21 protein-coding genes are annotated in these 25,905 nt (G+C 39.4%); 8 read left to right on the top strand and 13 right to left on the bottom strand.

Features of this window, described 5'->3' with window-relative positions; all coding sequences use genetic code 11:
* Window positions 1-2: 2 nt before the first annotated feature.
* The 8 genes from mfd to IPI99_06330 form a co-directional block, all read right to left on the bottom strand.
* On the bottom strand, window positions 3-3,356 hold the full coding sequence (mfd, locus tag IPI99_06365; GenBank protein ID MBK7340134.1) for a transcription-repair coupling factor: 3,354 nt from the start codon (window positions 3,354-3,356) through the stop codon (window positions 3-5).
* Between the two features lie 53 nt (window positions 3,357-3,409).
* Window positions 3,410-3,814 carry a VanZ family protein gene (gene vanZ / locus IPI99_06360; protein MBK7340133.1) on the bottom strand — a complete coding sequence of 135 codons (405 nt, stop codon included), beginning with the start codon at window positions 3,812-3,814 and terminating at the stop codon, window positions 3,410-3,412.
* 20 nt (window positions 3,815-3,834) lie between these two features.
* Complete coding sequence (gene gcvH, locus IPI99_06355; GenBank protein ID MBK7340132.1) at window positions 3,835-4,227, bottom strand: glycine cleavage system protein GcvH; 393 nt, start codon at window positions 4,225-4,227, stop codon at window positions 3,835-3,837.
* A 9-nt stretch (window positions 4,228-4,236) separates the two neighbouring features.
* Window positions 4,237-5,550 (bottom strand): citrate (Si)-synthase, encoded by a 1,314-nt coding sequence (locus tag IPI99_06350; protein MBK7340131.1) that lies wholly within the window; start codon window positions 5,548-5,550, stop codon window positions 4,237-4,239.
* A gap of 203 nt (window positions 5,551-5,753) precedes the next feature.
* Entirely contained in the window at window positions 5,754-7,790 is a 2,037-nt protein-coding gene (locus IPI99_06345; protein MBK7340130.1) for an oligopeptide transporter, OPT family, read from the bottom strand.
* Between the two features lie 144 nt (window positions 7,791-7,934).
* A complete protein-coding gene (locus IPI99_06340; GenBank protein MBK7340129.1) occupies window positions 7,935-9,272 on the bottom strand; it encodes a histidine--tRNA ligase in 1,338 nt (445 codons plus the stop codon).
* 85 nt (window positions 9,273-9,357) lie between these two features.
* On the bottom strand, window positions 9,358-10,431 hold the full coding sequence (locus IPI99_06335; GenBank protein ID MBK7340128.1) for a class I fructose-bisphosphate aldolase: 1,074 nt from the start codon (window positions 10,429-10,431) through the stop codon (window positions 9,358-9,360).
* A gap of 148 nt (window positions 10,432-10,579) precedes the next feature.
* Window positions 10,580-11,074, bottom strand: a complete 495-nt coding sequence (locus IPI99_06330; protein MBK7340127.1) for a TlpA family protein disulfide reductase — start codon at window positions 11,072-11,074, stop codon at window positions 10,580-10,582.
* An 85-nt stretch (window positions 11,075-11,159) separates the two neighbouring features.
* Between IPI99_06330 and IPI99_06325 the strand changes: the two genes are divergently transcribed.
* Complete coding sequence (locus IPI99_06325) at window positions 11,160-12,791, top strand: hypothetical protein (GenBank protein MBK7340126.1); 1,632 nt, start codon at window positions 11,160-11,162, stop codon at window positions 12,789-12,791.
* Between the two features lie 15 nt (window positions 12,792-12,806).
* Entirely contained in the window at window positions 12,807-13,640 is an 834-nt protein-coding gene (locus IPI99_06320) for an Omp28-related outer membrane protein (protein MBK7340125.1), read from the top strand.
* 53 nt (window positions 13,641-13,693) lie between these two features.
* On the opposite strand, the gene ppk2 is transcribed toward IPI99_06320, so the two are convergent.
* Window positions 13,694-14,659: a polyphosphate kinase 2 gene (gene ppk2, locus IPI99_06315; protein MBK7340124.1), complete on the bottom strand. Its 966-nt coding sequence runs from the start codon at window positions 14,657-14,659 to the stop codon at window positions 13,694-13,696.
* Between the two features lie 423 nt (window positions 14,660-15,082).
* Between ppk2 and IPI99_06310 the strand changes: the two genes are divergently transcribed.
* Genes IPI99_06310 through IPI99_06295 form a run of 4 tightly spaced genes read left to right on the top strand, consistent with a single transcriptional unit; the run spans window position 15,083 to window position 19,032 of the window.
* The gene (locus IPI99_06310; GenBank protein ID MBK7340123.1) at window positions 15,083-17,083 is read left to right on the top strand and encodes a hypothetical protein; all 2,001 of its coding nucleotides are present in this window, start codon (window positions 15,083-15,085) and stop codon (window positions 17,081-17,083) included.
* A gap of 30 nt (window positions 17,084-17,113) precedes the next feature.
* The gene (locus IPI99_06305) at window positions 17,114-17,815 is read left to right on the top strand and encodes an SDR family oxidoreductase (protein MBK7340122.1); all 702 of its coding nucleotides are present in this window, start codon (window positions 17,114-17,116) and stop codon (window positions 17,813-17,815) included.
* The gene (locus IPI99_06300) at window positions 17,812-18,477 is read left to right on the top strand and encodes a nitroreductase family protein (protein ID MBK7340121.1); all 666 of its coding nucleotides are present in this window, start codon (window positions 17,812-17,814) and stop codon (window positions 18,475-18,477) included. Before IPI99_06305 ends, IPI99_06300 begins: the two co-directional genes overlap by 4 nt.
* Window positions 18,478-18,495: 18 nt before the next feature.
* Entirely contained in the window at window positions 18,496-19,032 is a 537-nt protein-coding gene (locus IPI99_06295) for a dCTP deaminase (protein MBK7340120.1), read from the top strand.
* 412 nt (window positions 19,033-19,444) lie between these two features.
* On the opposite strand, the gene ftsH is transcribed toward IPI99_06295, so the two are convergent.
* Window positions 19,445-21,424 (bottom strand): ATP-dependent zinc metalloprotease FtsH, encoded by a 1,980-nt coding sequence (ftsH, locus tag IPI99_06290; GenBank protein ID MBK7340119.1) that lies wholly within the window; start codon window positions 21,422-21,424, stop codon window positions 19,445-19,447.
* Window positions 21,425-21,487: 63 nt separating this feature from the next.
* On the bottom strand, window positions 21,488-21,883 hold the full coding sequence (rsfS, locus tag IPI99_06285) for a ribosome silencing factor (protein MBK7340118.1): 396 nt from the start codon (window positions 21,881-21,883) through the stop codon (window positions 21,488-21,490).
* A gap of 47 nt (window positions 21,884-21,930) precedes the next feature.
* Between rsfS and IPI99_06280 the strand changes: the two genes are divergently transcribed.
* Window positions 21,931-22,713: a biotin--[acetyl-CoA-carboxylase] ligase gene (locus tag IPI99_06280; protein ID MBK7340117.1), complete on the top strand. Its 783-nt coding sequence runs from the start codon at window positions 21,931-21,933 to the stop codon at window positions 22,711-22,713.
* Here IPI99_06280 and IPI99_06275 read toward each other — a convergent pair whose 3' ends face one another.
* Window positions 22,714-24,030: an ABC transporter permease gene (locus IPI99_06275; GenBank protein MBK7340116.1), complete on the bottom strand. Its 1,317-nt coding sequence runs from the start codon at window positions 24,028-24,030 to the stop codon at window positions 22,714-22,716. It lies immediately after the preceding gene.
* Window positions 24,023-24,931, bottom strand: coding sequence for an ATP-binding cassette domain-containing protein (locus IPI99_06270; GenBank protein ID MBK7340115.1), 909 nt, complete (start codon window positions 24,929-24,931; stop codon window positions 24,023-24,025). The genes IPI99_06275 and IPI99_06270 overlap by 8 nt, the downstream gene beginning before the upstream one ends.
* 164 nt (window positions 24,932-25,095) lie before the next feature.
* On the opposite strand from IPI99_06270, the gene IPI99_06265 reads away from it, so the two are divergent.
* Window positions 25,096-25,764 (top strand): hypothetical protein, encoded by a 669-nt coding sequence (locus IPI99_06265; protein MBK7340114.1) that lies wholly within the window; start codon window positions 25,096-25,098, stop codon window positions 25,762-25,764.
* Window positions 25,765-25,905: the final 141 nt, after the last annotated feature.

Genomic DNA, 25,905 nt, shown 5'->3' with positions numbered 1-25,905 from the left:
TTCTAAATCTTATCCTGAATGAACTGATGCAAATGATGAAGAATTTGTATTGCAGTGTTCAGATGCTTTACTTCTTCACGAATTAAAATCAAAAGTTGATTGGATTGTTTGAGCGTAAATTTAAGTTGAATACCTTCCTTTGATATTGTCTCAACAAGTTTTTGAAAATAAGTCGATTCGAAAAATGCGGAACTGGGATTAGATATAAAAAAACATTGCAATTTATTTTTTTTCAAAACGACCCTTTCAAAATTCATTTCTTTTGCAATCCATCGCAATCTGAGACCTTGAAACAATTCGTTCACCGCATTAGGTACAGGACCGAATCGGTCTTTCAAAGAAGTCACAAATTTTTCTATTCCTGCCTCATCTTTGATTTTATCCAACTGTTGATAAAGAATTAATCTTTCCTGAGTATTCGAAATATACTCATCCGGTAGATGCATCTCCACGTCTGTATCTATCGACACATCGCGTACATACTGTTTGAGGATTTGCGGAGGTGCTGCAAAACTTTCTTTGAATTCATTTTCTTTCAGCTCATCAATAGCTTCCTCAAGAATTTTATGATAAGTTTCATATCCGATATCAGAAATAAAACCGGATTGTTCTCCTCCCAGCAAGTTTCCGGCTCCTCTGATATCCAAATCTCGCATCGCCACGTGAAATCCACTTCCCAGATCTGAAAATTCTTCGATGGTCTTCAATCTCTTTCTAGTTTCCATCGTCAAAACGGACGAAGGCGGAGCAAATAAATAACAATATGCCTTGCGGTTCGATCGTCCCACCCTACCACGCAACTGATGTAAATCGCTGAGTCCAAACTGATGTGCATTATTGATGATGATCGTATTTGCATTTGGAATATCCAATCCAGTTTCTATAATATTTGTACAAACCAGCACATCAAATTTGTGGTCAATAAAACGCAATAACACTTCCTCCAATTTGTCAGCTTCCAGTTGACCATGTGCTACTTCCACATCCACATCCGGACACAAACGCTTGATCATTGTGGCAACTTCTGCCAGCGTTTTTACTCTGTTATGTACAAAAAATACCTGACCACCTCTATATACTTCATACATGATAGAATCGCGAATCAATTCATCGTTGAACACCCTTCTCTCCGTATGTATTGACTGACGATTGGGAGGAGGAGTATTGATCACGCTCAAATCTCTTGCCGACATCAGAGAAAACTGCAATGTTCTGGGAATAGGCGTTGCAGTCAGCGTAAGTGTATCTACATTGACTTTAAATTGTCTGAGCTTTTCTTTGGAGGCTACACCAAATTTTTGTTCCTCGTCTATGATAAGTAGGCCCAAATCTTTGAATTCTGTTTTTTTATTCAGAAGACTGTGCGTCCCGATGATAATCTCAAGTGTTCCTTCCTTGAGTTTTTTCAAAATTTGATTTTTTTCTTTGGTTGTGCGAAATCTTGATACATAATCGATATCCACCGGAAAATCTTTCAAACGATCCGAAAAAGTTCTGTAATGCTGCAAAGCCAATATCGTTGTTGGCACCAAAATAGCTACTTGTTTTCCATCTTGTGTCGCCTTAAAAGCTGCCCTTAGCGCTACTTCTGTTTTCCCAAAACCGACATCACCACAGATTAACCTGTCCATTGGACAATCTTTTTCCATATCTCCCTTTACATCCAATGTCGCCTTGTATTGATCCGGTGTATCCTCATAAATAAATGAGGCTTCCAGCTCAGCTTGCATATAATTATCGGGACTAAAAGCAAAACCATGAGAAGCTTTACGTTCTGCATACAGTTTGATCAACTCTTTCGCAATATCTTTGACTCTTTGCTTCGTTTTTGCTTTGAGTATCTTCCATTGATCAGATCCCAATTTATGCAGGACGGGTTCGGTTCCTTCCTGACCAACATATTTAGAAATTTTGTGCAAGGAATGAATGCTGACATACAAAATATCATCATTTCGATAAATTAATCTGACAGCTTCTTGAATTTGTCCATTGATATTAATTTTCTCCAAACCCGCATACCTCCCTACCCCATGATCTATATGTGTGACAAAATCACCGGTTTGTAATTCTCTCAACATCTTGAGATGGATGGCTTGATCCCTTGAAAATCCTTGTTTTAATTTGTATCCATGAAACCTGCCGAAAATCTGATGATCTGTGTAACAAGCTATTTTCATTTCATCATCGATAAATCCTTCTCGCATAGATTTTACTTCCGCAAGTATTTGAATATTTGCTTTCAGATCATCGAAAATATTATAAAATCTCTCTATTTGTGCACTGCTATTGGTAAATAATACACAGGTATAATTCTTTTCTTGAAGGGTACGAATATCTTCAATCAAATATTGAAAATTCTTATTAAAACTAGGCTGTGGTCTCGAAGAGACTTTTACTTTCTTCAACTCACCGAGGTTTGTTGGTAGAGTATGAAAATAAATAACAGAAAAATTATCTAAAGCTTTAATGATATCTCCGGGAAAAATAAATGATCTCTCCCGAATGAGTTTGACATGAAGCTCCTCATCATAATGTATCATTTTTTCACCAAAATGTTCTGCCGCATCCAGGCATTTTTGGAGAGTGTCCAATGTGGAAGATACATCCTTTATCCAGATCACTGTTTCAGATGGAAGTACTTCAAACAAGCTCAACTTTTCTTCGTGTTCATATTCTGCATGAATATTTGGTATCAAAGTGAACTTTCCTATATTCTTTACAGAAAGCTGAGTCGTAGTGTCAAAACTTCTTATGCTTTCAATGATGACATCATCTAACTCAATGCGATACGGATGATCTGCCGCCAAACTAAAAATATCTAATATTCCCCCACGCAAACTGAACTGTCCCGGTTCATAAACAAAATCTACTCTGACAAAGCCATAATAAGCAAGTCGGTCAAGCACAATATCCATATCCAATTCCTGACCGCTTACAAAATTGAGTTTTGCCTCCTCAATGGCTTTTTTCGAAACTATTTTCTCAAATAAGGCTTCAGGATATGTCACCAATAAATGAGCTGATCCAGAACCTATCTGTTCGAGAGATTCCATCCTTTGCTGCACTTGAAATGCATCGATCTCTTCAAAATGCAATGGACGCTTGAAAGAATCCGGGAAAAAACTGCATGCATTCCTGAGCATTAGTTGCTCCAAGTCATTCATCAGATAGGCTGCATCCTCTTTATCCGACGCAATGAGCACAAATGGTTTTTGACTTTGTAGAAAACTTGAATAGATGAGAAAGCTATCACGCGAACCAGCCAAACCTTCCACCACAATTCGTGACTGGTTCTGATACGACAGAATCCCGGCAATTTCTTTGGCTGCCTTATCTTTTTGATAATAATCTGACAAGCGAAATAATTCTGCTGTCACAAGCTAAATTTTTATTTTGAACACATGTCAATTTAAGATGCATCCGCTTTTATAAATGAAAAAATGATTTTAAATCCATACATCACTAACGAACCCACAAGCACACCAATACAATTTGCTGCAACATCATAACCATCAAACGTTCTACCGTATCCCATTCCTTCCTGAATGTACTCTATGGTTATTCCATAAGCTGACATGATTGTTGCTGCCCATAGCATCGAGGAAACTAAAGATTTTTTGAAATACACATGTATGCTCAAATTCATCAACCATGCTCCAAGTGCATAAAACAGCATATGCCCCAATTTATCCATTTCAAGTAAAGCCATCCAGCTCATACTTGCCATCGACCGCGATGGAAGCAAGGATACAAAGGTAATCATCAACAGAATCCAAATGGTGCACACCACCGCCCAGATTCCAATGTCTTTCATTTTTATATTATACTCTGGTCTTACTTGCCTATCAGCGCTTTATAAGCTGATGCATCAAGCAAATCCTCCAATTGTGACAGATCTGTCAATTCTATTTTGATGATCCAACCATCACCGTAGGGATCAGAGTTGATCAAAGTTGGGTCGTTTCCTTCATTCTCGTTGATCGCAGGATTGAATTCAAGTACTTTACCGGTCACAGGCATAAATAGATCTGATGTGGTTTTTACGGCTTCTACTGTGCCGAAAACTTCATCTCTTTCGATCACGTCGCCGATAGTGTCTATCTCTACGTATACAAGATCGCCAAGTTCTGACTGAGCAAAATCAGTGATTCCTATCAAAGCTTGATTTCCGTCAATTTTGATCCACTCATGTTCTTTAGTGTATAGTAATCCGTCCGGGAAATTCATATTGATGATTTAATTCGTTGAGTTTGCAATAAAATTTTCGATCTCTTCGGATGTAAGCGATTTTGGTCGCTCCAATGGTAAATTATAAGACCTGTCCCAGCACAATTGTGCTAACACTCCCTGTGCTCTGGACACACCAAACATCACCGTATAAAAATTATGTTCGTTCAGTCCATAATGCTCTAATAATGCACCACTATGGGCGTCCACATTTGGCCAAGGGTTCTTTACTTTTCCTAAGCTGTCCAGTATCGGCGGCACAACCTCAAACACTTTCCACACAATCTGTACGAGTTCATCGTCCGGACAATGTTTTTCTGCAAATTCCTTCTGGGCTAAAAATCTTGGATCAGGTGACCTCAAGACCGCATGGCCATATCCGGGAACCACCACTCCTTGTGCAAGAGTTTTGGTGACATAATCTGAGATTTGTTCTTTGGTAGGAGTACGTGTACCTAGATCTTCTATGAGATCATAAATCCAATCCATTACTTCCTGATTGGCTAAACCGTGTAGTGGTCCTGCCAATGCATTCATTCCTGCTGACAAAGACAAGTATGCATCACTGAGTGTTGACCCAACAAGATGGACTGTGTGAGCTGATGCATTTCCCCCTTCGTGGTCTGCGTGGATAGTCATATAAAGTCTCATCAAATCCATAAACTCCGGATTGTCTATGCCAAGCATGTGTGCAAAGTTTGCACTCCAATCCAGATCTGTTCTTGCCGGAATTTGCTGATTATTATGAAAACACTTTCTGTAGATATATGCAGCTACCAAAGGAAGTCTTGATATACAGTTCATCACATCTTCGTACATGATGTCCCAATAATCCGTCTTTTTCATACCGGACTCATACTTTTGGGCAAACAACGACTCGGATTGCATGGCAAGAATACCAATACTTAACTGAGTCATTGGATGTAATGAGCAATCTAACTGAGATAGTAAGTGAGTCACATGCTCAGGCAGTTTGCTTCTGCGCTGCCATTCCTGACTCAACCATCTCACATCCTCTTCAGTAGGAATCTCACCTGCAATCATCAACCAAAATAAGCCTTCTGGTAATGGTTCCGTAGCACCATTAATTCTAGGTAATAATTCCCTCAACTCAGTGATAGAAAAACCCCGAAATCTGATTCCTGCATTGGCATCCAAAGAAGATGTTTCCCAGATCATGCTCTTAATCCCACGCATACCACCATAAACCTGTTCTATCTGAACCTGATCGATGACTCTTGTACCGTGGTCTTTGACTAGCTGCTTGATCTCATTGACTGCTGCGCTACTTTTATCTTTAAATAATTGCTTCAATTTGTCCATAGGACATATATAACTCTAAAAACCCTAAAATAAAAAACAGGCTGCAAATCTATAAGATTTCGCCCTATTTATATATATTTTCGAAGCATTAACAGCTTATTATTCTCATTGACGGAGACCTTTGGTTTATCCCAAGCTCGCAAATAAACTTATCAACCAAATGAGAGTACAAATTCAGTGATTCCATGAGTAGAATCAAAGTACTACCTCGTTTTTTCGACCCCTATCTTATACAATACCCAAGCCATGAATCCAAAAAACAAAACACCAAGCAAATGGTAACCACCAATTCCAAAACTATTGTGCAAAAATGGTTCTACGCTGATTTTTTTCAAACTATTAGCTACGGATTCATTTACGGTCAAAATGGCAACCACCACGCCGGCTAAAGCACCTCCTGCGACCAGTCCGGTAGCGAATAAGCTACCTTTTCCCAGTTCGCTATCTTCGAGTTCACCTTTATTCTTTTTCGTTCTCCAGTCAACTACGCCTTTTACCAGGCCACCAATAAATATAGGCAATGTAGTAGATAATGGGAGATACAATCCAACTGCGAATGATAGTGATTTGACACCGCACAGTTCCATGACAATAGAGATAAACACTCCTGCCAAAACAAATGTCCAGTCCAGGTTAAAACTCAACAATCCTTTGATTAAAGTAGCCATTAAGGTTGCTTGAGGAGCGGCATACTTTTCCCCTATAGCATGATGAACACCTCTGGCAAGCATATCAGAGGTCGGTGTGTCCAAATACTGGACAGTTATACCAATGACAATTGAGGAGAAAATCGCACCAATAAAAAGTGACAACTGTTGGTATCTCGGCGTTGCTCCCACCAAATATCCCGTTTTCAAATCTTGCGATGTCGCCCCCGCATTTGCAGCAGCGATACAAATCATCCCTCCTACCACCAAAGCCATCGGTTCATATACCTTGCCTGTCCATCCTACAGCAATAAAAATCAGTGCCGTAGCCATGATAGTCGCTATTGTCATTCCTGAAATCGGATTGTTACTGGATCCAATGATTCCAACTATTCTACTCGATACTGTGACAAAGAAAAATCCAAAAATGATGACAAGTATGCCCACAAGTATTTTACTAAAAATAGAATCTCCAGGTATTTGTGGTAGCACTCCCAACAAAATGACAAGTATCAAACTACCGATCAGCACCACTTTGAATGAAAGATCATTTTCGGTACGCAAGCTCGCCCCATCTGCACCCTGCTTCAATGAACTCATACTTTCTTTGAAAGAAGAAACAATAGTGGGAATGGTCTTCAATAATGTGATAAAACCTCCGGCAGCAACGGCACCTGCTCCGATCTGACGAATATATGCCCTATACACGGCTTCCGCCGTTTCCTGAATAGTCTTTGTCGTCGGATCCCATCCAAATTTTTCACTCACCTGATTGATATCCAGGAGGTTTAGTTTAGAAAGTTGAAGTGCAATCGTCTCAGCAGGGACGAGATAAGCCAATAGAGGAATCAAAGCAAGTGAGGCCAAAATACCACCGGCAACAAGTACTCCCGCAATACGTGGACCAATAATGTATCCTACTCCCAGATATTCCGGCGTTACTTCAGAAGCTACTGTAGCTGAAGGAAAGTACTTATTTGCTTGATTAGTTCCCCAAGTTGGCAACTCACTGATGACATGGAAAACTTTTTGTAAAATCGCATACATCATTGCAAAACCGAGACCTTGAAATGCTGATTTTGCAAAATCTCCTCCCTTCTCACCCGCAATGAGTACATGCGCACAAGCGGTTCCTTCTGGATATGGGAGATTTTCGTGTTCTTTGACGATCAACGACCTCCTCAAAGGTATCATCATGAGCGTTCCTAATATTCCTCCAATTGTCGCCAAAGTGAATATCGTCCAATACTGGAAATAGTTATTTCCAACTGATGCATCACTCAAAAATAAAAATGCTGGTAGAGTGAATACAACACCTGCTGCAATGGATTCCCCGGCCGAACCGGTAGTTTGGATGATATTGTTTTCTAATATTGTTGTTCCAAGAAATCGCTTTCCCAAACTGATAGCCAATACAGCGATTGGAATGGATGCTGAAACGGTCAATCCAGCTTTGAGTGCGAGGTAGACTGTAGATGCTCCAAATATAATCCCAAAAAGTATACCCATTAAAATGGACTTTAGGGTAAATTCAGCAATCGATACATGTGGGTCTACGTATGGTCTAAAGGTGCTGGTTTTGCCGTTTTCCATAATTTCAAAATTTTTGAAGCAGCAAGATATTGAAAATTGGGTAATGCCTTATGCTAATTTCTCAAGCTATACGAATATCCTGATCTTAAGGACCATCAAAAATTTAAATCAAATAATCTAAGCGGATTCTGGGTGTGATATATCTTATTTCTGATGAAGCATAAATGTGACCAAATCAGATTTCGCAATGATGTGTTGTTCGCCAGTTTTCTGATTTTTCAAACTGACTTGTTGATTATTTTTCTCGTTTTCCCCTAAGATGATTGCAAATCGCGCACCTATTGATTCTGCATGAGCAAATTGCTTCTTAAGCTTGTGAGCCTCCGGATATAAATCAGTAGGTATTCCATTGCTCCTCAACAAACCCGCAATCGAAAAAGCATACTCTATGGTTGAACTGTCCAATGGCATGATCAATGCTTGAACGGATTGTGCCAGATGTTCCGGCCATAACTGGAGTTCTTCCATGACATCGTAGATTCTGTCGGCCCCAAAAGAAATCCCTACACCGGACATTCCAGGCAAACCAAAAGCTCCTGTGAGGTTATCATATCTGCCTCCACCACCCAAACTTCCCATTTTAATTCCTACAGGAAGAACTTCGAAAATACAACCGGTATAATAACTTAGTCCTCGGGCTAAGGTAGGTTCAAAGATCACTTCATTATTTAATCCGGAATGCCTTAGCAAATCAAATACGGTTTGCAAGTCTTTGACTCCTTTAGTTGAGTTTTCGTGAAAATGAAAATCATCCAATTTCTTATTTTGGATCTGAGCCAAAATCCATGATGCTTCACTGGTAGTTAGACCTACTTTTTCTAGATCCTGAGCTACCTCATCGGTACTTGTTTTATCCAATTTATCCAAAGCTGTAGTTATGGGGATAAACAAATCAGGTCTTTGCAGATGCATTGCAAAGGACTCCAGGATGGCTCTATGGTTGAGCTGTATTTTCACCGGAATCCGTAGGATTTTAAAGACCCTATCATACATTTCCATCAGCTCTGCTTCAAATACCAAGCTGCCTGAACCTACAACATCAGCGTCACACTGATAAAACTCCCTATATCTTCCCCGTTGTGGTCTGTCAGCTCTCCATACAGCTTGAATCTGGTATCTTTTGAATGGAAACGAAAATTGATGTTGATTCATCGAAACTACTCTGGCAAAAGGAACAGTGAGATCATAACGAAGCCCTTTTTCTGAGACTTGTCGCAAGACAGCGTTTGAGTTTTTATCACTAAGCAATCCGGCATCTGCATCTTTCAAAAAATCACCACTATTGATAATTTTGAATAAAAGCTTGTCCCCTTCATCTCCATATTTTCCCATCAATGTGTCCAGTTGTTCCATTGCGGGAGTTTCCAATGGTTGGTATCCAAAATTGGAAAACACAGATTCAATCGTTTGAAATATATATTTCCTTCTCCGTGCTTGCAGAGGTAGAAAATCACGCGTGCCTTTGGATAATGATACCTTCATATTCTAGATTATCGATTCAGTCAGATTCAACCCCATGAATGAGAGGAGAAAAGAAGTGAAATGGTTTGCCTTGTAATAAATGGATTTATGCTATTGTAACGGCTGATTCCAGATAAACATCTTGAATCGCATTCAGAATTTTGATACCATCAGGCATAGGTTTTTGAAATGCCTTCCTGCCTGAAATCAATCCCATCCCACCTGCTCTTTTATTGACCACTGCAGTCGTTACAGCCTCAGCAAGGTCCGATGCACCTTTTGACTCCCCACCTGAATTAATGAGACCGGCTCTACCCATATAGCAGTTCGCGACCTGATACCTGCAAAGGTCTATTGGATGGTCTGAAGACAATTCTGTATACATTTTCGGATTCAATTTACCATAAGATGATCCTCCCATATTGAGAGCTTCATAACCTCCGTTCAAAGTAGGGAGTTTTTGCTTAATGATGTCTGCCTGGATAGTTACCCCAAGGTGATTGGCTTGTCCTGTCAAATCTGCAGCACTGTGATAATCCTTGCCATCTTTTTTGAAGGCATTATTGCGGATATAACACCAGAGTACTGTTGCCATACCTAATTCATGCGCATATTGAAATGCTTCGGCAATCTCAACAATTTGTCTGCCACTTTCTTCAGATCCAAAGTAAATAGTCGCTCCAACTCCCACAGCACCCATGTCCCAAGCGTCCTTGATAGTTCCAAAAAGTATTTGATCAAACTTATTGGGATATGTCAACAACTCATTATGATTGATCTTGACGATAAAAGGAATGCGGTGGGCATATTTTCTAGCTACAGAACCTAATACGCCATAAGTCGACGCGACGGCATTACAGCCTCCTTCAATGGCCAGTTTGACGATATTTTCCGGGTCAAAATAAATCGGGTTGGGAGCAAAAGAAGCTCCTGCACTGTGCTCTATACCTTGATCTACCGGAAGAATAGAGAGATAGCCTGTATCTTTCAATCTACCATGGTTATAGAGTTGTTGTAAGCTGCGTAATGTGGGTAAATTCCTATTGGAATGAGCCCAAACTTCATCAATAAAATGAGCTGATGGCAGATGAAGTTGATTTTTAGAAATGGTATTACACTGGTGTGACAGATAATACTCTGCTTGATTTCCAAGCAATTCTGAAATACTTTGTAGAGACATCCGGATGCAATTTTTTCAGCACTGAAAACGAACTTGCTATAAACAGCAATTAAACACCCAAAGTTAGTCTATTTTAGACAGAAACATCCCGGATTCCCAGAAATACACATAACAAAACCTATCTTGAAGAATAAGAGAAGAGAAATCTCTACTTACCCAGTAAGGACTTTAACTTTTTATCCAGTTCAAATTCGTCACCCGGAGTATATCCAGAATGAGAGTAAACGATTTCACCCATATTGTTGACGACAAATGTCTGCGGAATGGTTTGAAAGTTAAGTAAACGTAAACTTTCACTGTTGACATCTGAAAGCACGATGTAAGACCACTTTTTCTGGTTGGCTAGTGGTTTCACTTTGTTGAGTTGCTGAGCATTGTCTATTGTCACGGCGATGACCTCAATGCCATCCTTTTTCCATCCATCATACAGATTCTTGACTGCATCGAGTTCTTTTTTACAAGGAGAGCACCAAGTAGCCCAATAACTCACAACGGTGAGTTTATTTTTTGCAAAGCTTTTATTCAATTCAACAGATTTGCCCTCAAGGGTCTTCAAGTTCAAATTGGGGAATTTCTTGTCTACAGGTACAAATGACATTCCCAAGAATGTGATCAGTGCGAAAACGAAGTTGTATTTACTCATTGGTTTGAAAAATTAAATATACAGATTGAACGTAAAACTGAGAAGAAAATTCAATTACTTTTGACGTAGCTAATGTATTTAACGTATGTATAACAAGTTGATCGGCATTATTTGCGCATTTTTTTCTTTGTATCAAATTGATGCACAAGAAAATTTAATTCTGGGTGGTGGCTTTCAGTCCAATGCCAACATTTTCCTGAGAGACAGTCAGATAGGTGCAGCTAACATCCCACAGTATGACCATCAAATTTTTGGCGGAGAAGCCTGGCTCAACTTAAATGCCTCATATGCAGGATTCAATGGGGGTATCCGTTTTGACCTTTTCAACAACAGCAATTTGCTAAACCCCCAAGGTTCATACACAGATCAGGGGATAGGTCAGTGGTACATCACCAAATCCGTAAACAAACTCGATTTATCGGCAGGACACATTTATGACCAGATCGGCACAGGCATCATTTATCGCGCATATGAAGAGCGAACGCAACTGATAGACAATGCTCTTATCGGGGTGGCCGCAAAAATGAATTTTACTCCGGACTGGAATCTTCGTGGATTCTTTGGCAAACAAAGGAACTTATTTTCATCCTACAGATCCTCCATTAAAGGACTCGCATTCAATGGATTCTATCAACCAAAAGGGGACTCCGTCAACTGGAGTATTTCACCGGGTGCCGGATTTGTCAACCGTACTCTTTCCAGTGAAATGGCTGAAGAATTGCTCGGAATTGTTGCTGGCTATGAACCTGTGGATCAGTTTATTCCGTTTTACAATACCAATGCGTTTACCATCTTCAACACTTTAAACTACAAAAATCTGAGTTGGTACATTGAAACAGCATTCAAACCAAAGGATATCTACTTTGATCCCACAGCGATCAGATCATTACCCAGAGGAAACAGTACCCTTGGAAAATTAGTCTCCAAAGAAGGGTATGTTTTTTATTCAAGTTTATCTGGAACAATCCAATCTCTTGGATTTACTTTGGAAGCCAAAAAAACACTGGGAATGGATTTTCGCGCTGAACCTTTGCTTTCCCTCAATAAAGGCTTGATCAATTTCATCCCACCTATGGCGAGAATCAATACATATAGGCTCAATGCATTATATTATCCCGCAACACAGTTTCTCAGTGAAATGGCCTATCAGGTCGATCTGAAATATGCTTTGGGTGACCACTGGAATTTTGGAGTCAATTATTCAGACATACGTGACCACAGTTTCAAAAATCAATTGTACAATGAAATCTACGGAGAAATCATTTATAAAAATGACGACTCTTGGCAACTGACCGCCGGCGTTCAGCACCAACTTTACAATATTGCCGTTTACTATGGTGAAACCGGAGAAGAAAATGTGAACACCATCACGCCATTTGCAGAACTTCTTTACAAATTTAATCGAAAGACTTCCATCAGAGTGGAAAGTCAGTATATGAATAACAAAACGGATATTGGTAGTTGGTTGAATGGTGTGGTCGAAATAGGTTATGCGCCACATTTTTTATTTGAAATCTCTGACATGTACAATACGCAGCCAACTAAAGGAAAAAAAGCATTGCATTATCCGGCCTTGGGAATTGTCTATACTGATGGTCCTACGCGTTTTGGTGTAAGATACGTTAAACAAATCGAGGGTATCGTTTGTAGTGGAGGAATATGCAGATTAGAACCAGCTTTTAGTGGTATCAGAGCTAGTATAAATACGACATTTTAATCGAAAACAACAAACATGAAAAATATTGCAATTCTTTTCGTTCTAGTTGGTAGTTTGCTGACTATTTCTTGCAATCAATGGGAAAAAGAACTTTCCCTTCCTCCCACTAACAAACCAACTTCAGGCAGAGTAGTCCTTATGGAAGATTTCACAGGGGCAAGTTGTGTAAATTGTCCTGCCGGTACCGCTGTTGTTGATGGTCTATTGGAGGAATTTCCTGACAATCTAGTTGTTGTTGCTGTGCATTCCAATTTTTTAAGTACTCCTGCAGTTTCAGGTGAGGTAAAACTATCAAATCCCGATGCTCAGGCAATAGAAAATTTTCTTGGAGGCTGGACTGGAAAACCTGAAGCTTCGATCAATCGATTTAAATTTCCCAACAAAGATTATATACGCCTCGACAAACCAGATTCCTGGCGCTTGTTTCTCAAGTCAGAACTGGATCAAAAACCAATCATTGAACTTTCAATCAACCGTAGTTATGATTCAATTACGCGAAATCTTCAAATTGAATTTATAGCTACTCCAAAGCAAAACATCAGTGAAAATCTACATTTTCATGTAATGCTTACAGAATCAGGCATTGTTGCTTCCCAGAAGGATCAGCAGGTTGGCATCATTTCAAACTATACATTCAATCATGTATTGAGAAAGCTGATCACACCGGTTCCCGGCGAAAAAATTACCGGACCATTTGTTGCAGGAACGGCAATCAACAAAATCTATAGCTTTACGGTACCACAGGATAATATCTTATGGCAAGACAGTCACTTGAGCATAGTTGCTTATGTAAGTGCCGACGAAAGCTCAAAATACATTTATCAAGCTGCCGAAACCAGCATCAAATAAAAGCTAAATATCTTTTTTGTGACTATTTTTCTAGTTGCACCATTACAATGGGATTAATCTACCACTGACGCTTTACGGTGGAATCTTGTGATGATATTTGGATTCGGATGAAGAGATACTGCTTTTTCGTCTTTCCCTTCATAAGGTATCACTGAAAGAACGTACCTGATGCTTTCCAGGCGAGCTTTCTGCTTATTATTTGCTTTGACCACAATCCAAGGTGAGAACGAATTATGCGTTTTACTAAACATGTCTTCCTTGTACTGAGTGTAGATATCCCACATGTCCTGAGCTTTCATATCCACAGGACTGAGCTTCCACTGTTTGAGGGGATTAGCTTGTCTAGATTTGAAACGGCGCAATTGTTCATCTTTAGAAATGGAAAACCAAAACTTGATGATCGTGATGCCATCCTCGTGGAGCATATGCTCAAACTCAGGCACCTGATGCAAAAAAGTATTGTATTGATCTTTTGTACAAAAGCCATTCACAGGTTCCACCACGGCACGATTGTACCAGCTGCGATCAAAAAACACCATTTCACCGCGATTTGGTAGCTGTTTGGTGTATCTCTGGAAGTACCATTGGCCCTGTTCTTCTTCAGTAGGTTTGGGAAGGGCAACCACACGCATAGCTCTTGGGTTGAGGTGTTCAGTAAATCTGCGGATGGTACCTCCTTTTCCGGCAGCATCTCGACCTTCAAACAAAATAGCCAACCTCTTATTCTTGGCCTGAATCCACCGCTGCAATTTTACCAATTCAATTTGCAATTTCTCAAGTTCTTCTTCATACCTGATCGATTCGATGACTTTGGCTGCATCGCTGTTATTTTTCTGAAAAAGATTGCGCAGATCACTTTTGGTTTTGAGGCTGCTCAACTCACTTAACTTTATTGTAGCATCGCTACTATCAGTAGTAGAAACTATGTTTTCTGCCACTGTTTTAGGTGATTTGCCTTTTAGGAGAGTCTTCTCCACTCCATTTTCCTTAATTGGTTTTCGACCAGTTTGAATTGCCATATTTATGATTTAAATCCTTTAGTAAAATTCTAATTTTTAATGAGCTGTAATTTCGGACTTTTTAGTGTTTTATTTTTTAGCGTAACAATTAATTAACATCAGTGATTCCATCGAATACTTTTTGGGATGTTGAAATACAAATTTCTAGCCAAATTCAATGCTATTTGATGGTGAAAACAAGGATGATATCTTTCAATAATTCATGAGTCAAAAGCCTTATAGACCGTAAACCCGAATAAAATCAACTTTGCATTTACATATTTAATATTTATATGCGAATAATTATATTCTGTTACTATGCCAAATCAGCAAAATTATACTTTAGTAAGTATGAGAATATTTGTCAAAACCCAATGTGATGAGGCAACATTCTTGCAAAGCTGTCAATTTAACTGTAAATTAGGGCTTTAAAAAGACGCAAGCATGAGTAAATTTTTAATGTCGATCACAGGCATATTTTTTCTATGCAACGGAGCCTGGAGTTCTTCACCATTAACCTTGACAGTGTCTTGTCCTCCAACGATGAATATCGTCGAAGGAATGCGTACAGATACCGGAACTTTAGGTGCACCAAAAGTGACCAGCAATACCGGAGGTGCTGTTACCATCACTTACTTTGAAGCATTTAGCAGGGGAGATTGTCGTACGAAGTCAGATGTGATTACTCGATTTTTCACGGTATCCAATGCCGATGGCGAGCAAGTGCGCTGCATTCAATCTATCAATATTGCTTGGGTGAATGCGACATCAGTTTACATCACTCCTGACACTTTTATTAACTATGTGGATGGAATTGATTTTACAAACACCATTTTGAGATTGACCAGAGACCCCGGCAGCTTGATTATTAGTTATAAAGATTCATTGATCTCAGGAAATAACTGTCACGGTGACGTCAGAATGTTGAGGAGATGGACAATTCAAGACAAGTGTCTGCCCAATGTTACTAGGAAAGCGAATACATATGTGACAATTTACAACTATGCTCAGTCCTTTGATCAAAATCAACATTTTTCAGAGGCTGTCTGTGAGAAAGAAGGTTTCATTGAGCTGAATGCTAAAGGATCTTTCACTCCATACACCTATCGTTGGGCAGACAGCACTATATCCAATAGTCGCCATCAACTTGAATCAGGCATTTATATGGTCACTGTCACGGATGCGAACAAGTGTTCCAGTGTACTGACTTTCGAACTGCAGTCAATGTCAATTCGCGCAGATATCGGAGGAAGAATTCAAACCCTCAATGGATATCGAGTTTATCCCGATGAAATCAAAATAACAGATGCGGACAATGTTGAACTATTCTGTGTCTCAAGAAATGGAGGTTTGCAGTATGGGTATATATTGGACAAGATCAAAACGGGTTTTCATGAATTTAGCTTTAGTAAAAACTCTGAAGCATTGAATGGAGTCAGTACTAAAGATATTGTCATTATCCAAAAACATATTTTGGGTATCAAAAAGCTTGAAGATACTCTGAGGTATATAGCTGCAGATGTCAACTATAATTACAATATCACCGCATCAGACATATCTGAAATTCGAAGATTGATCCTTGGTATTAAGCTCAATTTTTCAGCTGTACCTTCTTGGTATTTTCTTAGACCCGATTGGGAGAGTGTAATCAAACCTTATCAGACTCTTAATTCGATCTTGTTCAAGGGACTTAGTATAAGCAACTTCCCTAGACAAAATGCAGACGTACTTGCTCTCAAATTAGGAGATATGGATTTGAGTTACAGAGACAACAATCTCTATTCCGGTCAAAGCAGAACTAGCGGTGCAAATGACTATAGGATCATTTATGGCATACCAAAAAAACAATCTGATGGACGAATGATCATGCCTGTAAAGTTGAGGAGTATTTCAAATTATCAAGGAATTCAATCAAAATGGGATATTGATCCGGCTATCGACAATTTTGAATTAATTTCAGCTATAGATGACGAAGAAGGAGTATTTCTGGATCAAGCTTCGAGAAGCATTACTTTAAGTTATAGCACGGGAAATGATTTAAAAGTAGATCCCGACAAGGCAATGTTTTATTTTGTTTATTCAGCTGATGTTACAAATCCTTCAACACCCTTGCATTTAAATCCTGAATTCGCAAACGAAATTTACATTGGTCCCGATCTGAACACTTTCAGCTTAACAGAGGGGACGGAAATCAATATAAATTCAGAGATACAACAGTTTCGTGTGTATCCAAATCCTGCTTCAAAACAGATTCACTTTTTATTTGATCCTTCTATTAAAACTCTGAAGGGATTTCCTCTTAGAATTTGGGATGTTTTCGGGCATGAAATTTACAGTTCAAAAGAATTTCTGGAATCCACAATAGCCACAGATTCTTGGCCTGAAGGATTTTACTTTATACAAAGCCCATGGCAGGTAGAAAAAATTGTCATCAACCATCAGTAGAGCTCATTCGAATTGTTTTAACTTGCCGCCATGCTAATTTTAATCACAGGTGCTGGCAAGGGAATAGGCAGAGCAACAGCTTTAAAGTGTGCTGACTTTGCTAGCGGACTAATCATACACTCGCGTACAGAAGTTGATTTGATTTCGCTTCAAAAGGAGTTATTGGATAAAAACCAAAATCTCAAGGTTTATATCTGCGTATCTGAGATATCGACAGGGGAGGGAATTAACAAGTTGAGCGAGTATTGCTTGAAGTCAGGTCTCTTGCCTGATGTACTTATCAACAATGCAGGGATTTTCCTACAAGGTAGTATCATAGATCCTATTGAGGACAATTTAGAGATCATGATGGATACCAACTTTTACAGCGTGTACCATTTGACTCGTGCATTACTGCCTGAAATGATCAAGCGCCAATCTGGGACCATCGTGAACATGTGCTCCATTGCCGGACTGGATTACTATCCCGGTGGGAGCCACTATTGTATCAGCAAGTTTGCTCTGAATGGATTTTCAATTTGCCTCAGAGAAGAATGTAAACCTCATGGTATCCGTGTTGTGACAGTTTATCCCGGAGCTACTTGGTCAAACTCATGGAAAGGTGTTGATCTACCCAAAAACCGACTTATGCCTGCTGAAGATGTTGCGGCAATGATATGCGCAACTATACAGTTAGGCCCTGATTCAGTCGTAGAAGAAATCATTATGAGACCACAACTTGGAGACTTATGAAATCCCAAGTATTCATTGATTATTGTTCTGTGCGCTATCCAGTTGAGACTATGCTGGATAGGGCGAAGAGTTTCTATGGATTCATGAATAGTAGGAGAACGGTTCGTGACTTCGCCCCAGATGAGATTCCGGATGATTTGATCAGAGACATTCTCCTTGCTGCAGGCACAGCACCATCGGGAGCGAATAAGCAGCCTTGGACATTTTGTGTTGTCCGAAATCCAGAAATCAAAAGAGAAATTCGCATTGCAGCTGAAAAAGAAGAATACGACAATTACCATGGGAGGATGCCTGAAGAATGGCTCAAAGATCTGGAACCCTTAGGAACCAATTGGGAAAAACCATTTCTTGAAATTGCCCCGGCACTTATTGTTGTCTTTCGTAAAAACTACGACATTCTGGAAAACGGGAGCGGTTCTAAAAACTATTACGTACACGAATCCGTTGGGCTGGCATGTGGCATTTTAATAACTGCAATTCACAATGCTGGGCTCGTTGCGCTTACGCACACTCCAAGTCCTATGAATTTCCTTCAAACTTTGTTGAAAAGACCTCAAAACGAAAAACCGTTTTTGCTTATACCTATCGGATTTCCTGAGCAAAATGCCAAGGTGCCTGATATTCACCGCAAAAAGCTGGAAGAAATTGCTATTTTTTATTAATTCAAATCTATACGACCAATGATTTTTAGTGACCAGAAGATACTTGAATCCATCGAAAAAAAACAGATTGTTATTATACCCTATGATCAAAACTGTCTAGGAACGAATTCATACGACGTCCACTTGGGAGGCACGCTTGCAGTCTATGAAGCAGCTGAGCTTGATGCTAAACATCACAATAAAATTAGATATTTTGAGATTCCTGATGAAGGTTATGTCATTCAACCTGGTGTCCTCTACCTTGGCGTTACCATGGAATACACAGAAACCCATAATGCCGTCCCATTTTTAGAAGGAAAATCCAGTGTAGGACGCCTGGGTATTGACATACATGCGACAGCCGGTAAGGGTGACGTTGGATTCTGCAATACCTGGACTTTGGAGATCAGCTGTGTGCAGCCTGTCCGAATTTATAAAAGCATGCCCATCGGCCAACTCATTTACTTCGCTGTAGAGGGCAATATATCCAACTTATATCATTCTAAATCTAATGCGAAATACACGGAAAGAACCGATAGACCTATCGAAAGTATGATGTGGAAAAATAAATTTTAATTCCAATTTTACTTTGGGATCTTTTTGAGAATCATATGGCCTATAAAATCAAGAGCTAGGATCTGACCGAAATGGTTTCGCAAAGCGATTATCGAGTGAAGGATTTCACTGGATAATGAGGGAACCGAGCAAAACTTTGCTCGGCATTGCGATTGCACTTTTGAGAGTAAACTTTGAGTACTCTTAGATTTTAATCGGATCAATTATTAAGGAAACAAGTCGAAGCCCAATTAACTAGATTAAAGTATTGTATAAAAAATACTAAGCTTACGAATCCTAAATAGAACAAAGCCTCGATATTAAGGTCATATTGCGTCTGAACAGATCTCATCGGTAATATTTGAATTTTATTACCTCGAATCTAGCACTATTGACTGTTGTACAGTCAATCTTTATATTCTTGTTCAATTATTTAATCCACGTTTTCTATTCCTGTACCAGGCTTTTCATCTGATACATGCTGCCCACTATGTGGGACAGGCTCTTGGTGTTTGTCTTTATGATAAGGTGATGGGCCGATCAAACGCTCTACGTCAGATTTCAGCAATACTTCTTTGTGCAGTAATTGTTGAGCCAATGTTTCCAATTCTACTTTGCGCTCCAATAGTAATTCCTGCGCACGTTGATATTGTTCTTCGATGAGTTGGCGCACTTCCTGATCCATCAACTTTGCAGTTTCTTCGCTGTAAGGACGCTGGAAATTTTCCTGAGCCATTCCATAAAAAGATACATTTCCAACTTTATCGTTCATTCCATATACAGAAATCATGCTGTAGGCCATTTTGGTAACCTGATCCAGATCGCTCTGTGCACCTGTGGAAATTTTGTCAAAGATGATTTTTTCGGCTGCTCTGCCACCCATAGTCATACATACTCTGTCCAATAGAGCATCTGTCCGAGTGATATACTCTTCTTTTGGTAGATACTGGGCATAACCCAATGTTCCAATTCCACGAGGCACTATAGTTACTTTCACCAATGGGGACGCATATTGCAAATACCAGCCACAAATCGCATGCCCCGCTTCATGATATGCGATCACTTGTTTTTCTTCCGGAGAGATCAGCTTATTTTTCTTTTCGAGACCACCAATCACCCTATCCAAAGCATAATTAAAATCGTCTAATGCGATTTCTGTTTTGTTTCGACGAGCTGCCACGAGAGCAGCCTCATTGCACACATTGGCTATTTCTGCTCCGGCAAATCCAGGAGTCATTTCTGCCAATACTTCAGGCGTAACCTCCGGAGAAAGTTTAAGTTTTTTCAGGTGCACTTTAAAAATCTGTGCCCTTCCCTTGAGATCCGGTGGATCTATGGATATCTGTCTGTCGAAACGTCCCGGTCTCAGCAAAGCAGTATCCAATATATCTGGACGGTTGGTAGCTGCCATTAGAATTACTCCTTTATCGGTAGAAAAACCATCCATCTCCACCAACAATTGATTGAGGGTGTTTTCTCTTTCGTCATTTCCACCCTGAATTTGCGTTCTTCCTCTTGCACGTCCAACCGCGTCAATTTCATCAATAAATACGATACAAGGAGCTTTCTCCCTCGCTTGCCGGAATAAATCCCTGACTCTGGATGCGCCAACACCTACGAACATTTCCACAAAATCAGATCCCGAAATCGTGAAAAAGGGCACTCCGGCTTCGCCTGCTACCGCTTTGGCTAGCAAGGTCTTACCAGTTCCAGGAGGACCAACAAGGAGCACTCCTTTTGGAATTTTACCACCCAGAGAGGTATATTTTTTAGGATTTTTTAAAAAATCGACAACTTCCATCACTTCCTCTTTCGCTTCCTCAAGTCCTGCAACATCTTCAAATGTGACATTCGTATTCTGGTTCTTTTCAAACAAAGTTGCCTTGGATTTGCCTATATTGAATATCTGACCTCCAGGTCCGGAGCCGCCTCCACTCATACGTCTCATGACGAACATCCAGATACCTAAAATAATGAGAAATGGTATTAAAAACTGTAAAATTGGACTTAACCAATTCTGTCTATCCTCATAGACGATATCCATTTTTGTGGGGAGTGTTTCGTTGATTTTGTCGACACGCTCCGAAAAATTTTCTGCCGGGCCAATGTTAAAAATATAATGCGCTCGATCGTTAAAACTGGATTTCACTGCATCCTCATATTCGGGTTTCCCTAATGCTTCTTTACGGAGGAAGATGCTCGCATATTTGTTATTTGAAATCTCTATTTTTTCAATATCGCCTTGCTTTGCCATAAGGTCAAAGCGGTTGATCGTGAGTTGACCTCCTCCGGGGTTAGCAAAATAAAATAAATTGACTCCTATGATTGCAAGAAAGAGTATGCCATAGATCCAGTATGCATTAAATCCATTGCCGTTTTTGCGTGGTGGTTGTGGATTCTGATCTTGTTCCATTGATTATTTGATATGGTTTTAATAAATAAAGAACGCCTGGTTTTAGTTCAGTGTTGCGGCCTTCTATAAATTTTGGTATTGCCTGAAGCTTGCGTCACTCCACAAATCTTCCAAGTCATAATAGGATCTTGTTTCTTTATCAAAGACGTGGAGCACCACGTCAAAAAAATCAACTAAAACCCATTTTGCTCCCGGTTGTCCTTCGATATGAGCGGCTTTTACTTTAGCTTCGTCTTTTGCTCTGCGATAGGCATTGTTTGCAATGGCTTTAATTTGGGTTGAGCTTTCGCCCTCACAGATCACAAAGTACTTTGCAGGTGCATCATGAAGAGCTGTGAGATCAAGCAAAAGTATATTTTTACCTTTGATGTCCTGAATACTGTCAATGATGAGTTCTAAAAAAGCTTGTTCTTGATTTCCCGGATGGGAAGTGGCAGAATTTTGTTTCGCTTTAGGCAAATGAATAAGGTTTGAACGAATTTATAATTTGATTAAACACAAAACTATTGAATTTAGATCATCTTATCGGTCAAAGAGACGAATTTAACTATAATTTAATCCACCTCAGCAAGACAAGCTCAACCAATGATTTTGCTATAGACATTATATCAAAAAGTGAGCCTGAAGGGATTTTTGTTGTATTTGCTGACGAACAGACAGCCGGGAGGGGACAATATGGCAGAAAGTGGCAGAGTGAGGCTGGGAAAAACCTCCTATTTTCTGTATGTTTCTCTTCTGACTGGCTCCCCTTAGACCGAATCTTCGATCTCCAGCTTTTGGCTTCCTGCGCACTGTGGGAATGTGTTTTTCCGCTTTTGAGCCAATCGATTACTCTCCAAATTAAATGGCCAAACGACTTGATTGCCAATCATTCCAAATTGGCTGGAATACTTATCCAAAACAGCATTCGCGATTACAAATTAAGCTGGTCAGTGATTGGTATCGGACTGAATGTGGATCAGACAGATTTTCAGTCTTTGGACAAAGCGACGTCCCTCAAAATACTGACCAATCAAAGTTTTGATCGCATGAAAATTTTAAAACAATTCATGAATGTATTTCTTGAAAGGCTCAATTTATTGAAAAACGGCCCTCAGGATATTTTCATGAATCTTTACAGAAAACACTTATACGGATCAAATGAATATTTGACAGCTGAAATTAATGGGAAAAAAATCGACCAAATAAAAATAATCGACGTATTACCAACCGGGCAGATTAACGTGGAAATCTCTGGCTTGCAGAAAATTTTTTCTTTTGGGGATATCAGGTTTTTTCTTTCGGACTAATTAATTTTTTGCCCATATCCACTTTGCCAGTTCTTTAAAACTTGCTTTTTTACCATACATCAATATTCCTGTTCTATATATTTTTCCTGACAACCAAATCATAAATATCGCAAATGCACACAGGATTGCAACTGACAAAATTATCTGCCACCAAGGTGGATCAAAAGCGAGTAATGCAGGCATCACAATAGGTGAAAACAATGGGAAAATGGAAGCAAAGAATGCCAAGTTGCTTTCAGGAAGCCGTATTGCTTGAAACATAATGTATATCGACAACACAATGGGCATCGTGACGATCAATGTGTAAGATTGGGAATCAGATGTATCATCTCCCATAGCAGCACCCAGAGCTGCAAATTGAGATGCGTAAATGTAATAGCCACCAATAAAGTACAAAATAAACAGGAAGAAGATCTTGAACCAATTCAATTGAAAGATTTCATGAAATACAGACTGAATTTCAAATTCATTGATTTGAGACTTTGCACCCGCCAAATCACCTGACATAGTCTGTACTTCATCAGGATTGAGTCCTGTAAGTTGTGTGCCAATCGTCATAATAATTGGAATCAAAACCATCCAGATCAACAACTGGGTGATTCCTACTAATCCTACTCCTGTAATTTTTCCTAACATCAATTGTGTTGGTTTGACTGATGAAATCACCAACTCAACTATTCGGTTGGTTTTCTCCTCAGATACTGATCGCATCAACATCGCTCCATACAAGATGATGACGATGAAAATAATGTAACCCATCACACCTCCAAGAACCATTGCGATTTTACCAGTAGAGGCAGTGCGGTCTCTTTGATCAAGCGCAATGGGCTCCGGATCTAGGGTCAGATTTAAATCCAGCTTTTTTAAATTTTCTGGGTCAATCTGTAGGATTCTGGATTTTTCATCCCGAAATGATTTTTCAAGAACTTTTTGCACATCTTTCTCTATTACAATGTCTAAAGCGTCATCCGAGTAATAATATGTTGTATAGTCTTTCACATCGACTCCTGAAAATCTAGGCAGTACCAATATACCGTCGGATTTACCGTTTTGATACTCTGACTTCAATTGGTCCAGGGTTTTATCAGACAAATGGAAGTTTAAGTTTGCCTTATTCTCGGGAAGCTTGACTCCCACACCACTTTGATTGATTACTTCAATATGATAATCCCGAGCGCTTTCATAACTAAATATCCATCCAACCGTCAAAAAGAAAAGTAATAGCACAAGAGGAGTGATGAGAGTGGTGATAAGGAATTTCTTATCCCTTACTCTGGTCAAGTACTCTCTTGCAATGATAAGCCCTATTTTATTCATGGTTGGCGTTGTTTACAAGGCGAATAAATATCTCATTGAACGTTGGTAGAATATCTTTAAATTCTGAAATTTCAACACCTGACTGGATCACTTCCAATAACAATTGAGTTGCCGGAATTCCTTCGCTTTTGAAATAGTATGATTGAGGAGCATAAGTCTCTAACTTATATTTATCAATTATAATGGGATCAAGGCTTGCCTCCGTCTTCAGGTCATATTTTGATTCTCTAAATGCTTTTTTCAGTTGATTTACTTCGCCTTGGAGGATAATCTTGCCTTTGTTGATCAATACGATTTCATCGCACATTTCCTCTACCTGTTCCATCCTGTGCGTTGAAAACAAAATGGCTACACCCTGATGCTTTAGATGGGCAATTTCCTGTTTGATCATCTGGGTATTGATAGGATCCAATCCTGAAAAAGGTTCATCCAGAATAATCAAGTTTGGCCTGTGCGCTACTGTGGCAATAAACTGGACTTTTTGGGACATGCCTTTCGACAATTCGTCAATCCGTTTATTCCACCAGCTGGTAATTTCAAATTTCTTCATCCAGCTCACAACTTCTCGTTCCGCATCTTTTGCGGACAAGCCCCGAAGCCTACACAAATACACCAGCTGTTCACCTACTTTCATTTTCTTGTACAAACCACGTTCCTCCGGCATATAGCCTATAGATGGGTCAGTGATATCCTGTACAGGCACGCCTGAAAGCAGAACCTGGCCTGAATCGGGTCTGGTGATTCCTGTGATAATGCGTATCAGACTGGTTTTTCCTGCGCCATTAGGCCCCAGGAGTCCAGTAACACAGCCTGTCGATAAGCTAAAACTCACCTGATCGACTGCACGGGCACTTTGATATTCTTTAATTACTGATCGAAGGTCAAGAAGGAGATTATTCATAAATCAATTCAGATTTCAAAGTTATGCACTTGGGGCTTCCTGATGGTCGAAATTTAGACAGAATAGACAAATTTTAGTGTAAAAGTGAATTTTCGGCCTCAAAATTGTGTTTTTTGGGCTGTTATTTCGTCTAAAAAACATTCAACAATTAAATCCACCAAAAAATGAAAAAATTTACATTATTGACTTTTATCGCATGTTTCTCAATCCTTTCAGGTACTGGTCTTTTAGGACAGGTAGCTCAAGCTAAAAAACAAATGAGCCTTGGAATCCAAAACGGATTTTCTATTTCCCTTCCAGATACTGAGGATAAGTTCATTGAAAAACAGTGGAAAAAGTTCACCAAGGACTATGGCAAAACAAAGGAAAATAAAAAAGCAGACGAAATTTTTATCGAAGGCGCAGTGATCAAAACGATCAATGGAGAGAATGCTATGGATATTTATACCGCAATAGAAAATAACTCTATAGCTGTATTTTTTGATAATAAAAACGGTTTTATCAACTCAATAGACAACCCTAAAGAAGCGAAATCCGCGGAAGAGTTCATTCAGGAGTTTGCCTATGAAGTTCAAAGGGAAAAAACAAGAATTGAGCTTGACAATGAGAAGGACCAATTAAAAAAATATGAGAAAAATCTGGAAAAACTAAAACGAGATTTGGATGGATATAATAAAGATATAGAGGTTGCCAAGGATAAAATCAAAAAAGCCGAAATGAATATCGTCCAAAATGGCAAAGACCAAGAGAAAGCACAGATCGATATCAATACCCAAATGAAAACAGTAGAAATGGTCCAAAAAAAGTTATCTGAAATTGGTAAGAGCAAGTAATATATTAAGATAAATAATATATAAAATATTTTTTCACATGTTCTTGCTCCTGTAAAACTTATCACCAGAAATTATCGCTTTCAGAGGCTAAACTGGTACAGCTGAGAAATGTATTTTATCGCAAGGTAATAATCACTATCT

It is taken from the genome of Saprospiraceae bacterium (genome assembly GCA_016710235.1).
GTDB lineage: Bacteria > Bacteroidota > Bacteroidia > Chitinophagales > Saprospiraceae > Vicinibacter.
Note: the sequence above shows the minus strand (reverse complement) of the source record. Positions and strands in the feature narration are given on the sequence as shown.

Excerpts from the sequence above, each read along its gene's own strand:
- vanZ (MBK7340133.1), bottom strand. The coding sequence starts at position 3,814 with ATGAAAGACATTGGAATCTGGGCGGTGGTGTGCACCATTTGGATTCTG.
- IPI99_06310 (MBK7340123.1), top strand. The coding sequence starts at position 15,083 with ATGAGTAAATTTTTAATGTCGATCACAGGCATATTTTTTCTATGCAAC.
- IPI99_06300 (MBK7340121.1), top strand. The coding sequence starts at position 17,812 with ATGAAATCCCAAGTATTCATTGATTATTGTTCTGTGCGCTATCCAGTT.
- IPI99_06325 (MBK7340126.1), top strand. The coding sequence starts at position 11,160 with ATGTATAACAAGTTGATCGGCATTATTTGCGCATTTTTTTCTTTGTAT.
- IPI99_06275 (MBK7340116.1), bottom strand. The coding sequence starts at position 24,030 with ATGAATAAAATAGGGCTTATCATTGCAAGAGAGTACTTGACCAGAGTA.
- ftsH (MBK7340119.1), bottom strand. The coding sequence starts at position 21,424 with ATGGAACAAGATCAGAATCCACAACCACCACGCAAAAACGGCAATGGA.
- IPI99_06335 (MBK7340128.1), bottom strand. The coding sequence starts at position 10,431 with ATGTCTCTACAAAGTATTTCAGAATTGCTTGGAAATCAAGCAGAGTAT.
- IPI99_06340 (MBK7340129.1), bottom strand. The coding sequence starts at position 9,272 with ATGAAGGTATCATTATCCAAAGGCACGCGTGATTTTCTACCTCTGCAA.
- IPI99_06270 (MBK7340115.1), bottom strand. The coding sequence starts at position 24,931 with ATGAATAATCTCCTTCTTGACCTTCGATCAGTAATTAAAGAATATCAA.
- IPI99_06295 (MBK7340120.1), top strand. The coding sequence starts at position 18,496 with ATGATTTTTAGTGACCAGAAGATACTTGAATCCATCGAAAAAAAACAG.
- IPI99_06330 (MBK7340127.1), bottom strand. The coding sequence starts at position 11,074 with ATGAGTAAATACAACTTCGTTTTCGCACTGATCACATTCTTGGGAATG.
- IPI99_06305 (MBK7340122.1), top strand. The coding sequence starts at position 17,114 with ATGCTAATTTTAATCACAGGTGCTGGCAAGGGAATAGGCAGAGCAACA.
- IPI99_06265 (MBK7340114.1), top strand. The coding sequence starts at position 25,096 with ATGAAAAAATTTACATTATTGACTTTTATCGCATGTTTCTCAATCCTT.
- IPI99_06345 (MBK7340130.1), bottom strand. The coding sequence starts at position 7,790 with ATGGAAAACGGCAAAACCAGCACCTTTAGACCATACGTAGACCCACAT.
- gcvH (MBK7340132.1), bottom strand. The coding sequence starts at position 4,227 with ATGAATTTCCCGGACGGATTACTATACACTAAAGAACATGAGTGGATC.
- IPI99_06320 (MBK7340125.1), top strand. The coding sequence starts at position 12,807 with ATGAAAAATATTGCAATTCTTTTCGTTCTAGTTGGTAGTTTGCTGACT.
- IPI99_06350 (MBK7340131.1), bottom strand. The coding sequence starts at position 5,550 with ATGGACAAATTGAAGCAATTATTTAAAGATAAAAGTAGCGCAGCAGTC.
- ppk2 (MBK7340124.1), bottom strand. The coding sequence starts at position 14,659 with ATGGCAATTCAAACTGGTCGAAAACCAATTAAGGAAAATGGAGTGGAG.